13 protein-coding genes are annotated in these 10891 nt (G+C 62.9%); 8 read left to right on the top strand and 5 right to left on the bottom strand.

The genetic code is table 11. From position 1 onward, the window contains the following. Window positions 1–339: 339 nt before the first annotated feature. Together greA and NKK47_RS07255 are read right to left on the bottom strand one after the other, a co-directional pair. Entirely contained in the window at window positions 340–813 is a 474-nt protein-coding gene (greA, locus tag NKK47_RS07260; protein ID WP_023719113.1) for a transcription elongation factor GreA, read from the bottom strand. A 328-nt stretch (window positions 814–1141) separates the two neighbouring features. Further along, window positions 1142–1699, bottom strand: a complete 558-nt coding sequence (locus NKK47_RS07255; protein ID WP_023678353.1) for a tetratricopeptide repeat protein — start codon at window positions 1697–1699, stop codon at window positions 1142–1144. Between the two features lie 235 nt (window positions 1700–1934). On the opposite strand from NKK47_RS07255, the gene NKK47_RS07250 reads away from it, so the two are divergent. The 4 genes from NKK47_RS07250 to NKK47_RS07235 all read left to right on the top strand — a co-directional run bounded on the left by NKK47_RS07250 (window position 1935) and on the right by NKK47_RS07235 (window position 5074). Continuing rightward, window positions 1935–2360 carry a DUF3775 domain-containing protein gene (locus NKK47_RS07250; protein WP_023678354.1) on the top strand — a complete coding sequence of 142 codons (426 nt, stop codon included), beginning with the start codon at window positions 1935–1937 and terminating at the stop codon, window positions 2358–2360. 427 nt (window positions 2361–2787) lie between these two features. Continuing rightward, the gene (locus NKK47_RS35180; protein WP_502904979.1) at window positions 2788–3333 is read left to right on the top strand and encodes an extensin-like domain-containing protein; all 546 of its coding nucleotides are present in this window, start codon (window positions 2788–2790) and stop codon (window positions 3331–3333) included. 112 nt (window positions 3334–3445) lie between these two features. Beyond that, window positions 3446–4300: an extensin-like domain-containing protein gene (locus tag NKK47_RS07240; RefSeq protein WP_352575829.1), complete on the top strand. Its 855-nt coding sequence runs from the start codon at window positions 3446–3448 to the stop codon at window positions 4298–4300. A 66-nt stretch (window positions 4301–4366) separates the two neighbouring features. Further along, window positions 4367–5074, top strand: a complete 708-nt coding sequence (locus NKK47_RS07235) for an LssY C-terminal domain-containing protein (protein WP_352575827.1) — start codon at window positions 4367–4369, stop codon at window positions 5072–5074. Window positions 5075–5115: 41 nt separating this feature from the next. On the opposite strand, the gene NKK47_RS07230 is transcribed toward NKK47_RS07235, so the two are convergent. Next, entirely contained in the window at window positions 5116–6135 is a 1020-nt protein-coding gene (locus tag NKK47_RS07230) for a zinc-dependent alcohol dehydrogenase family protein (RefSeq protein ID WP_352575825.1), read from the bottom strand. A 127-nt stretch (window positions 6136–6262) separates the two neighbouring features. Between NKK47_RS07230 and NKK47_RS07225 the strand changes: the two genes are divergently transcribed. The 3 genes from NKK47_RS07225 to NKK47_RS07215 all read left to right on the top strand — a co-directional run bounded on the left by NKK47_RS07225 (window position 6263) and on the right by NKK47_RS07215 (window position 9388). Continuing rightward, window positions 6263–7204 (top strand): LysR family transcriptional regulator, encoded by a 942-nt coding sequence (locus tag NKK47_RS07225; protein WP_352456967.1) that lies wholly within the window; start codon window positions 6263–6265, stop codon window positions 7202–7204. A 59-nt stretch (window positions 7205–7263) separates the two neighbouring features. Further along, a complete protein-coding gene (locus NKK47_RS07220) occupies window positions 7264–8574 on the top strand; it encodes a hemolysin family protein (protein WP_352456966.1) in 1311 nt (436 codons plus the stop codon). A 76-nt stretch (window positions 8575–8650) separates the two neighbouring features. Then, the gene (locus tag NKK47_RS07215) at window positions 8651–9388 is read left to right on the top strand and encodes a class I SAM-dependent DNA methyltransferase (protein WP_352575823.1); all 738 of its coding nucleotides are present in this window, start codon (window positions 8651–8653) and stop codon (window positions 9386–9388) included. 133 nt (window positions 9389–9521) lie between these two features. Here NKK47_RS07215 and arr read toward each other — a convergent pair whose 3' ends face one another. After that, entirely contained in the window at window positions 9522–9929 is a 408-nt protein-coding gene (gene arr, locus NKK47_RS07210; RefSeq protein WP_352456964.1) for an NAD(+)--rifampin ADP-ribosyltransferase, read from the bottom strand. A 190-nt stretch (window positions 9930–10119) separates the two neighbouring features. Between arr and NKK47_RS07205 the strand changes: the two genes are divergently transcribed. Continuing rightward, window positions 10120–10413 (top strand): hypothetical protein, encoded by a 294-nt coding sequence (locus tag NKK47_RS07205; RefSeq protein ID WP_352456963.1) that lies wholly within the window; start codon window positions 10120–10122, stop codon window positions 10411–10413. A 52-nt stretch (window positions 10414–10465) separates the two neighbouring features. On the opposite strand, the gene NKK47_RS07200 is transcribed toward NKK47_RS07205, so the two are convergent. After that, window positions 10466–10756 carry a hypothetical protein gene (locus NKK47_RS07200; protein WP_352456962.1) on the bottom strand — a complete coding sequence of 97 codons (291 nt, stop codon included), beginning with the start codon at window positions 10754–10756 and terminating at the stop codon, window positions 10466–10468. Window positions 10757–10891 lie beyond the last annotated feature (135 nt).

Raw genomic sequence — 10891 nt, 5'->3', positions numbered from 1 at the left:
CCCTCTATCCACCTGGCGGAAAGCCGGCATGAGGAGGAGTCTGTCTAAAATCGGCCTAAAATCGGCGGATCGGCCGGTCATGCCGTTCGATGCCATGCCAAGCCGTCGAAAACTGCTTTCCCGGCTTTCAAAAAAGCCCCATTAACTCACCAACCAGGATTTCGCTTCCCCGTGCAAAGGTCTCCTTGTGGGAGAAGGTGGATTGGCGCGCAGCGCCAAGACGGATGAGGGGTGTTGGACGGAGTGCGGAGGGAGCCAAGCTGGAACACCCCTCATCCGACCTCGCTTCGCGAGGCCACCTTCTCCCACAAGGGGAGAAGGCAGAGCAGCGCCAATCCCCTAGATGAACTGCACCTGGACGATCTCGTAGCCCCTGGCGCCGCCTGGCGCATTGACCTCAATGGCGTCGCCGACTTCCTTGCCGATCAGGGCGCGCGCGATCGGCGAGGAGATCGAGATGCGGCCGGACTTCACGTCGGCTTCCTGGTCACCGACGATCTGGTAGGTCTTTTTCTCCTCGGTATCCTCGTCGACCAGCACCACGGTGGCGCCGAACTTGACCTTGTCGCCGCTGAGCTTGGTGACGTCGATCACCTCGGCCCGCGCGATCAGGTCCTCGAGTTCGTTGACCCGGCCCTCATTGAGGCTCTGTGCCTCTTTTGCCGCGTGATATTCGGCATTTTCGGATAGGTCGCCATGCGAGCGCGCTTCGGAAATCGCCTCGATGATACGCGGCCGCTCCTGTTGCTGGCGCCAGCGCAGTTCTTCCTTCAATGACGCGAACCCCTCGCCTGTCATCGGGACCTTGTTCATAATGCCTGACCTTTCCTGCCGCCGCCCCCGCAATCGGGAGCGACCTTGTCGATGGTACAAAAAGAAAACGGTCCGGCAGCCTCGGGCTAACGGAACCGTCTCACCACAATTTCGCAAGATATAGCAATCTTCGCGGGTTTTTCACGTCCAAAAAGTCGGTTTTTGAAAAATCATCCACCGATTGCACGGCTGACCCCACGTCAAGCGGGGGTTTCCAAGATCGTATCGTGTACCGTGATGCCAAATCTCGGTTGTGGCCAACATGTGCAGCACAGCAAAAAACCGGCTGCGATCGCTCACAGCCGGTTATGAGGAGCGTTCCGGAGGATCAGCTCCTCATGAAATGATCGATCTGCTCCGACAGCATGCCGTATTCGCGAGACCCCTTGCCCGTGCGCTTCTCGATCTCGCGAAGCTGTTCCTGGGCGCCCGCAAGATCGCCGATCTGCAAGTGCGCCTCGCCGAGATATTCGCGCACCAGCGTGTAGTTCGGGTCGATGCGCAGCGCTTCCTCGTAATAGCCGAGGCCGACGGTGACGCGGCCGGAATGGCGGTGCGAATAGCCGAGATAGTTGAGGATGCGCGGATCCTGCTTGTTGGCGGCGAGGCTGAGCACGGCGATCGCCTCGTCGTAGCGTCCATCCATCGCCAGCGCGCGACCGGCATCGTAGATGCTGTCGTCGTCCAGCATGCCTTGCTTCGGGGAGACGCATTTCTTCTGTTTCTTGTCCCACGCCTCCCCCTTCTTGCACTGGGACTGGCCGCCGCCATTGCCGCCGCCACCGCCACCGCCACCTCCCCCGCCTTCACCAGCCGAAAACGCCGGAGCCGCAATCAGCGGCAGGGCGGCGATGGCCATGGCGTAAATCAGCAATCGTCTGCGCATCGAATTCTCCTTTGAACCTGACAATGCAACACTAACGCCGGCCCAACGCCGTTTCGTCCCGGAAAATGTCATCCTATCTCAAAACCGCGATCTCTCCCAGCAAGGCCATCTTATCCGGGAAGAGAGGGCATCGGAAATCATGCTTCACGATCAACGCCGCCGCGCAAGATAATGTGACGAGCGCTGCAAATCCGCTATCATCGGGCCGACCGAGCACGAAGCAGGGAGACGGCCGGTGCAGCAACGCGTTGAACGAGACTGGGAGCTTTCGATCGGTCCCGACACCGTGCGCCTGTTCATCCTGAAGGCGAAGGCGCTCAGCGCCGCCGTCAACGAAGACTATGCCGACGGCGCCGAGCACGAGGTAGAGCTCGACGGCAACGCGCACGACAACCACCATCATGACGGCCTTGCCGAGGAAAGCTCCGAAGATCTCACCGAAGAAGAACTGCGCGAGCTGATCGACGATCTCAATGTCGACGAAGCGGCCGAACTGATTGCGTTGGCCTGGGTCGGCCGCGGCGACTATGACGCGACGGAATGGACGGACGCGCTGTCCGCCGCCCGCGAGCGCGCCAACAAGCGCACGGCAAAATATCTGCTCGGCATGCCGCTGCTGGCGGACTGGCTCGAGGAAGGCTTGGAAGCGATCGGCGCGTGACGGCGCGGTTACCGATTGTGATCGGCCGCCCCCCTCGCTCAAGGCAACTTCCCTGCATTCTGGCCGTTGCGACGTAATGGCGGCGTTTGGCTTTTTCAGATTGGGCAGATTGCTGCTGGCCGTTGCGGCTACGCCGCTGGCGGGACCCGTTTTAGCCAAGGCACCCGACCTACCGCAAACTGCACCAGTTCCGCAGCTCAACCAGCAAGTCACTCCGCCGCCACCAACCGAGATCCCGGTCCCCGAACCGCGCCCGGAGGATGCTCCGGAGCCGCCGGCGATTGCACCGCAGCCGCCCGAAAAGCCGGCACGGGCTGAGCCGCCGGCAACCCCACCAGGCGCGCCACCAAACCCGGCCGAGGCAGACGAGAAGGCGGAGCAAAAAATCCTTCCTGATCCTCGATCGGCCGCCATTGCCGGGAGAGAAATGCCGGCCGAGGAATTGGCCTGCCGCAGGCGGCTGAAGTCGATGGGCGTCGATTTCGAGGAGCGCAAGCCCGAGCATGATACGGCAGTCGGTTGCTCGATCCCCTACCCGATCGCGCTGAAGACGCTCGGCAAATCCATCGCCATCGGCCCGGAGCCCGAGCTGAATTGCCAGATGGCGGAAGCGGCCGCCCGCTTTGCTGCGTCCGTCATCCAGCCTGCCGCAAAGGCCGAGTTCGGCGCGGATATTAAATCGATCGGCCAGGCCTCCGCCTTTGTCTGCCGGTCGCGCAATGGCGGCGGCAAATTGTCGGAGCACGCCTTCGGCAACGCGCTCGACATCGCCAGCTTCAAGCTTTCGGACGGGAAGGAGATCGATGTCGGCCCGGCGCCGCCGGAAAAGGACGCGAAATTCCTGAACGCAGTGCGCAAGGCAGCCTGCGGACCGTTCAAGACCGTGCTTGGCCCCGGCAGCGACGCCGATCATTCGCAGCATCTCCACTTCGACCTCGAACCGCGCCGCAACGGTGGTACGTTTTGCCAGTGACCTTAGCCTATGGGGGCGCCGCAATTTGGCCGCAGGCGTGAACGGCGCCGCTGATTTTTCCTTTACCCTTGGCGATTAAACTCTGTGCCATCTGGGGACAGGATACCTGCCGATGGCCGGAACATTTCGCGCTGCGCTTGCCGCCGCGCGGCAAACAAGGCGCGCGCGTATGGCCGGCAGGCTTGCCGCCATGCTTGCCGTTGCGGGGGTCTCCGCCTGCAATACCGGCAGCGTGCTGTCGCTGCAGCCGGCCGTCGATGTCGGCAGCCAGACCGCTGCCGTCCCGCCCAATTCCGGCGCGCCCAATTCCGACCCACAAAGTTCCGGCCCGGAATATTCCGGCATGCAGCGCCTCGTCCCGTCCAACCCCTATATGACCGCCGCCTATCCGCGCATGGACAATCCGATGTCGCCGGCCGAACAGATGCCGGCCACCGAGATCGATTGCCGAAAGGAGCTGAAACGCCTCGGTGTCGTCTACACCGACGTGGCGCCGATCCATGAAGGCCAGTGCGGCATCGACTATCCTGTCAAGGTCTCGGCCATCGGCAGCGTCGAGATGAAGCCGGCCGCGACGCTGACCTGCGACATGGCCGCCACCTTTGCCGGCTGGACCAGGAACGAACTCGTCCCGTCGGCCCGTTGGCGCTATTTCTCGGGCGTCAAGACCATCCACCAGGGCTCGAGCTATTCCTGCCGCAGGATCGCCGGCGAAGGTGTTTTGTCCGAACACGGCAAGGGCAATGCGCTCGACGTGATGAGCATCGAGCTCAACAATGGCGACGACATCGACGTCCGCAAGCCCGGCCTGTTCGCCTTCCGCACCCGCGGCTTCCTCAACAATGTGCGCGCCGACGGCTGCCAGTATTTCACCACCGTGCTCGGCCCCGGCTACAATTACGATCACCGCAATCATTTCCATTTCGACATCAAGAACCGCAAGAACGGCTATCGCGCCTGCCGCTGATTGCGGCCCCTGCCCAAGACTTGCTGCGCCGGTTAAGATGTTGCGCAGACGCTTGGGTGGTGCCTCTTGAGCCAACGGAGCCTTCGACGACGTGCAACGACCTGGTTGGTGGCATGCTGTGCCGCTTATCTTTCGCTCGCCTATTTCGCCGCGCCTGAGTTCTGGACGTTGCGGGACCGCAATTTTCGCAATCAGCAATTCGAGATGGTGACGCACACGCCGCAAGGCATTCCGGGCGATCCGATCAATGTCGGCCTTGTCGGCACCAAGAAGGAGCTTGTCCATGCTTTTGCCGTCGCCGGCTGGGATACGGCAGACGCCATCACGCTGAAGACTGCCATCGAGATCGGCGAAAGCGTGCTGTTTAACCGCCCCTATCCCGACGCGCCGGTCAGCCGGCTTTTGTTCGAAGGCCGCGTCCAGGACCTCGCCTTCGAAAAACCGGTCGGCGACAGTGCCGACCGGCGCCATCACGTCCGCTTCTGGCAGACCAATGCGACCGGAGACGACGGCCGGCCGCTTTGGCTTGGCTCGGCAAGCTTTGACCGCGGCGTCGGCCTCAGCCATGACACCGGCGCGATCACTCATCACATCGGCCCCGACATCGACGCCGAGCGCGATGGGCTGATGCGCGACCTCTCCGCCGCCGGCATGCTGATCTCGACCAGCGAGATACCAGGCGTCGGCGCCACGAAGACCGGGCGCAACGGCGAAGGCGATCCCTATTTCACCGACGGCAAGGCCATCATCGGCGTCCTGCTGCAACTGCCGTAGGCGCGCGATCAGCCTTCCCGTCTGACCCATTTCCGACCGGCTCAGGGCACGGTGATCACGATCTTGCCGAACGGTCCCGTCTCCAGACGCTCAAATGCCTGCGGCACCTCGTCGAAGCCAAACACCTTGTCGATTACCGGCTTGATGGCAAGCGTCTCGATCGCCTGGTTCATCCGTTCGAAAGCACGACGGTGACCGATCGATATGCCCTGGACGACGATCCGGTTGCGCATGAACGGCAAGATCGGAAAATTGAGCTCCATGCTGCCCAGCAAGCCGATAACCGACAGCCGGCCGTCGGCGCCCAGCGCATTGAGCGAGCGCCGCGCATTGTCGCCGCCGACCATTTCCAGCACATGGCTGACGCCGGCGCCGTTTGTCAGGTCGCGCGCGGCCTCGTCCCACGCCGGCCGGCTGCGATAGTTTATCCCTTGCCAGGCGCCGAGCGCCTTCGCCCGTTCGAGCTTCTCGTCGCTGCTCGAGGTGACGATGGCGCGCAGGCCGAAGGCGGCGGCGAACTGCAGCGCAAACAGCGACACACCGCCAGTGCCCTGGATGAGAACGGTCTCGCCCGGGATTGGCTTTGCCGCCTCGACCAGCGCGAACCACGCCGTGAGTGCCGCAATCGGCAGCGTCGATGCCTCGACATCGCTGAGCGATAGCGGCGCGGCCACGGCGGCATCCTCGTGAAAAAGCACATGCTCGGACAAAGTGCCGGGCAGCGACGATCCCAACGTGTGCTTGTGCAGCACCGGCGGGGCGTCGCCGTCCGGCCAGTCGGCGATCACCTGGCCGAGCACACGCTGCCCGATGCCGAAGCGGCTGACTTCGCTGCCGGTGGCGACTACTTCGCCTACCGCGTCCGATGTCGGCACGAACGGAAAGCTGAGGTCCGGTATCAGCACGCCATCGACGATCATCCTGTCCTTGTAATTCAGCGATACCGCTGTGACGCGTACCAGAAGATCATGCGGCCCGGGTTGGGGCAGCTTTCCATCAGCCGGCTTCAACCTGGACAGGCCGAAACCGTTCATCTGCCAGGATCTGTTTTCGGTGCTCATTTGGTTCGCGCTCCGTGGTTGATGATTGCGCGAGACATTTACGCCGTTTCACTATGGAGAAAAGTGCTTCCATGTGGCATGTTCTGCAACAGATTAAGGAGCAAAACTCTACAATAGGAGCGCTTCATTGGAATCGGCCAATTTGCAAGGCATCGTCGCATTCGTTCACGCGGTGGAGGCCGGCAGCTTCACCGGCGCTGGCGCACGGCTGCATGTCACCAAATCGGCGGTCGGCAAGTCGATCGCGCAGCTGGAACAGCGATTGGGCGTCCGCCTGCTCAACCGCACCACCCGCAGCCTCAGCCCGACCAGCGAGGGCCTGAGCTATTACGAAGCCTGCGTCAGGGCACTGGCCGAGATCGAAGCCGCCCGGTCGCTGTTGGCATCGCGCAAGCAGGTGCCTTCCGGGCGGCTGCGCGTCGACCTGCCTTTGGCCTTCGGCCGGCGGTGCGTCGCCCCGCTGCTGTTCGACATTTCCAAAAAATTCCCGGACCTGACGATGGAAATCTCGTTCAACGACCGGCGCGTCGACCTGATCGAGGAAGGCATCGACCTGGCGGTGCGTATGGGCGACCTCGACGACAGCTTGTCGATCGCCGCGCGCCGCATCTATGCCCAACGTTCGGCCATCTGCGCCGCCCCCGCCTATCTCGACGCCCATGGCAGGCCGCTATCGATCGAGGACCTGGCCAGGCACAGCCTCATCGGCTACGGCCGCGACGGCACGGTCCATCCCTGGACAGTCAGGCATGTCGACGGCCGTCTCGAAAAATTCGCGCCCAAGGCGCGGCTGGTGCTCGGCCACGGCGAACCGATGCTCGATGCGGTACTGGCCGGCTGCGGCATCGTCTATCTGCCGACATGGCTGACGGCCGACAGCATCAGGCGCGGCGAGCTCGAAATGGTTCTGTCGGACTGTCTTGTCGAAAACACCGTGGTGCATGCCATCTGGCCGGTAACACGCAATCTCGCGCCAAAGGTGCGCGTCGTCGTCGACGCCCTGATCGAGCATTTTTCCGCGCCGCCCTGGGATGCGGCATGGGTGCCGCCTGATTGCCCGGCTCGCTAAATTTAAAAAGCGCGACCGTCCTATTTTCGAAAACCGCGCGGCAATGCTATGGACCCGGCATGCTTTATGCTGAAATTGCCATCGTGGTCGTCCTCATCTGCGTGAACGGCCTTCTGTCGATGTCCGAACTCGCCATCGTCTCGTCGCGGCCGGCGCGCCTCAAGACGATGATCGACCGCAACGTCAAGGGCGCCGGCCGGGCCCTGGCGCTCGGCGCCAATCCGGGAAAATTCCTGTCCTCGGTGCAGATCGGCATCACTTTGGTCGGCGTCTTGTCCGGTGCCTTTTCCGGCGCCACGCTCGGCGAGCGGCTGGCCACCTCCCTGGCGTCGGCCGGCATCCGCGAAAGCCTCGCCGATCCGCTCGGCGTCGGCATCGTCGTCGCCCTCATCACCTATGGCTCGCTGATCATCGGCGAACTGGTGCCCAAGCAGATCGCATTGCGCGACCCCGAACGGGTAGCCGTCAGGGTCGCCCCGGCAATGACCATCCTCGCCAGCGTCTCGGCGCCGCTGGTCTTCCTGCTCGATTTTTCCGGCCGCGCCCTCCTGTGGCTGCTTGGCCAGCGCGGTCAGAGCGAGGATAAGGTCACCGACGAGGAGATCAAGATGCTGGTCGCCGAAGCCGAGCACCACGGCACCATCGAATCCGACGAACGGCGGATGATCGCCGGCGTCATGCGGCTCGGCGACCGTGCCGTGCGCGCGGTGATGACGCCGCGCACCGAGGTCGACTGGATCAATCTGCAATCCGACGAGGCGGCCATCAGGAAGCTGCTGATGGACACCCAGCATTCGCGCCTGCCGGCCGGCGACGGCGGCGTCGACGCCATGATCGGCGTCGTCCAGACCCGCGACGTGCTGGCCGCAATGCTCGGCGGCCGCGCTCTCGACCCGCGCCGGCACGTGCGGGCCGCGCCGATCGTGCATGACCAGGCCGACGCGCTGGACGTGCTTGCGACGCTGAAGGAATCCGACGTGCCGATGGCGCTGGTGCATGACGAATACGGCCATTTCGAAGGCATCGTCACCCCGGCCGACATTCTGGAAGCGATCACCGGCGTCTTCCGTTCGGATCTCGACGCCGGCGAAGAGGAAAACGCCGTCAAGCGCGAGGACGGCTCATGGCTGCTCGCCGGCTACATGCAGGCCGACGAGATGGCAGAGGTCCTCGGCATCGACCTGCCTGAGAGCCGCGATTACGAAACCGTCGCCGGCTATGTGCTGTCGCATTTGCACCATCTGCCGGCGACCGGCGAATGTGTCGACGCGCAAGGCTGGCGCTTCGAGGTCGTCGACCTCGACGGCCGCCGCATCGACAAGCTCATCGCCACCCGCCTGCCCGGCCGCCACCGCGAGGTCGTGCGGTAACGATCGACGCGACTTATGGGCTATATGCTCGCGGCGACGCCGCTCGCACAGTCAAAGTTGATTGGGAATACCGCCTATGGTCGACCCCCTTTTCGCCGACCCATATCTCGCTGCCGTCTACGACGCCTGGCACCCGAGATCTGCGCGCGACGACTATGATTTCTACCTGCCCCGCATTCTAACAGCAGACGCGGTGCTTGATGTCGGATGTGGAACGGGCACCCTCCTTCACGAGGCACGCCTGGCCGGACATTCAGGGCGGCTCTGCGGCATCGACCCAGCACCCGGCGTGTTGAATCGCGCACGAACGCGCGCGGATATCGAATGGGTTCTCGGCGATCTCCAATCGGCCGGCTGGACAGCCGAGTTTGATCTCATTGTGATGACGGGGCACGCATTCCAGGCCCTTGTCAGCGACGAAGACCTGAGGGATTTCATGGCGGCTGTCCGACACGCCCTTGTGCCAGGCGGATGCTTCGCGTTCGAAACGCGGAACCCTTCGGTGCGGGCGTGGGAGCACTGGACACCCGAAAATGCGGTCGTCGTTGAGCTGCCTGACGGGTCGCTGGTGCAGATCACAACAGAGGTGATCATGCGGTTCGATGGACAGACGGTGACATTCACCCACAGGTTCGGCGGAAAGCATCCGAGCTTTCCGCAAGTTAGTCGCAGCACCTTGCGATTCCTCGAGACGGACGCCTTATCGAGCCTGCTGGGGAACGCGGGGCTACGGATCGAACAGCAATTCGGCGGCTTTGACGGCAGCCCACTTGGCCCTTCGAGCCCAGAGATCATCACGTTCGCGACGAGATGAAAAGGAGCATCCGCTCTCCAGCCCTGCAAGCAACGACAACTCGCGGACCCATTGCGGACGTGGAGCCGTATTTCGCGGGGACTGCCGCCGACCGTAGGTCAGAGCCAAGCTTGGCAATCGCAGAACTCAGCGATCAATCGATTGCCTCGATACCTTGTGCCTTCAGCCGTTCGAGATGGTCCTTCATCTCTTTCAGCCGCTCGGGGGAGTGGCCCTGCCACTCGGTGACCTCGCCCGTGATCCTGAGCGGCTCGCGGCAGCGATAGGACTGCGTCGGATTGCCGGGAAATTTCTTGTCCGTAAGATTGGGGTCGTCCATGACCGGGCCGGTTGGTTCCACGATGTAGATCCTTTCGCGTCCGTCACCGGCGGCCAGTTCTGCACCCCAGATAGCCGCATCCAGAGTGCCGGTTAGATAGACCCAGGCTGCCTGCTTTCGCGCCCCGTAATTGGAGCTGTAACCGGCTTCGATCAGGTCTCCCGGCTTAAGATCGGCCCGGGTGCCGTGGTAGAATTGGCGCGGCTTGTCGGAGGCTGTCATCGGCTCATCCTCGCTGTCTCAGGCGTCATGGTGTCGTGGCGCGCACTATTTCATGCACGTCATCGAATCAACCGTCTGGCCGTTCGGTTATCGGACGTCCGCCCATTCCGGTCATCCCGCCCAAAGCACGCTTTCGGTCGGCTGCCGGTGCGGGTATTATTGGCGCTCTGCATCTTACCGAGGTGGAAAAATGGATCTGCAAGCCTTCAGGGATTCGATTGCGAAACCACAGCCGCCAGCCGGCTTGAGCCCTGCCCTGCAGGCGCTGTGGTGGGATGCAAAGGGCGATTGGGCTAAGGCGCACGAGTGCGCGCAGCAGCGCGACGATACGGCGGGCATGCACGTGCATGCCTATCTCCACCGCAAGGAAGGCGACCAGTCGAATGCGGAATATTGGTATCGCCGCAGCAAGGCGGCGCCGTCGACCTTAACGCTTGACGAGGAATGGCAAGAGTTGGCACGTACACTTTTGCAGCAAAGCTGACGCTTGCTCAGTCATTGTAAAATAGCCGGTCCTGCATCCACTCTCCGGGGTTTCAGCTGGCGCCCTGTGGCTTGTCCCTGCGGTTCCATTCCGCATTGCGCGCCTGCGCCTCTTCGGCGATCAGCTTGAACTCCCGCATCTTCGCAGCTTCGATGGCGAATGCGCGGCTTGGCAGGACGCCAGGGTCCTCCTGACTGTTCTGAAACTGAAAACGGGCCTCCAGTTCGGCCCATATTCGCTCGGGTGCCGTATCCTTGCTGGCAAGCAGCGCAACGACCAGCGCCAGAGTCTCGCGCTGGGCGTTCAGCCGCCCTTCGATCTCTTCATTCGGCAATTCGGACATGCGGGTCGCTTCCAGTTTCTGGCTCAACGGCAAAATCGCACCCTTGTTCCGGAACTCGGGGCTGGCGCGGTCCGGCTGGGCAGCAGATGCTCGCAATCGCAATCGAGATGATCTCTCCTCCTCGATCCTGTTGAC

The sequence above is a fragment of the Mesorhizobium sp. M0019 genome (assembly GCF_040323975.1).
GTDB lineage: Bacteria > Pseudomonadota > Alphaproteobacteria > Rhizobiales > Rhizobiaceae > Mesorhizobium.
The sequence above is the reverse complement of the archived record's forward strand: the minus strand, read 5'-3'. Positions and strand labels throughout refer to the sequence as shown.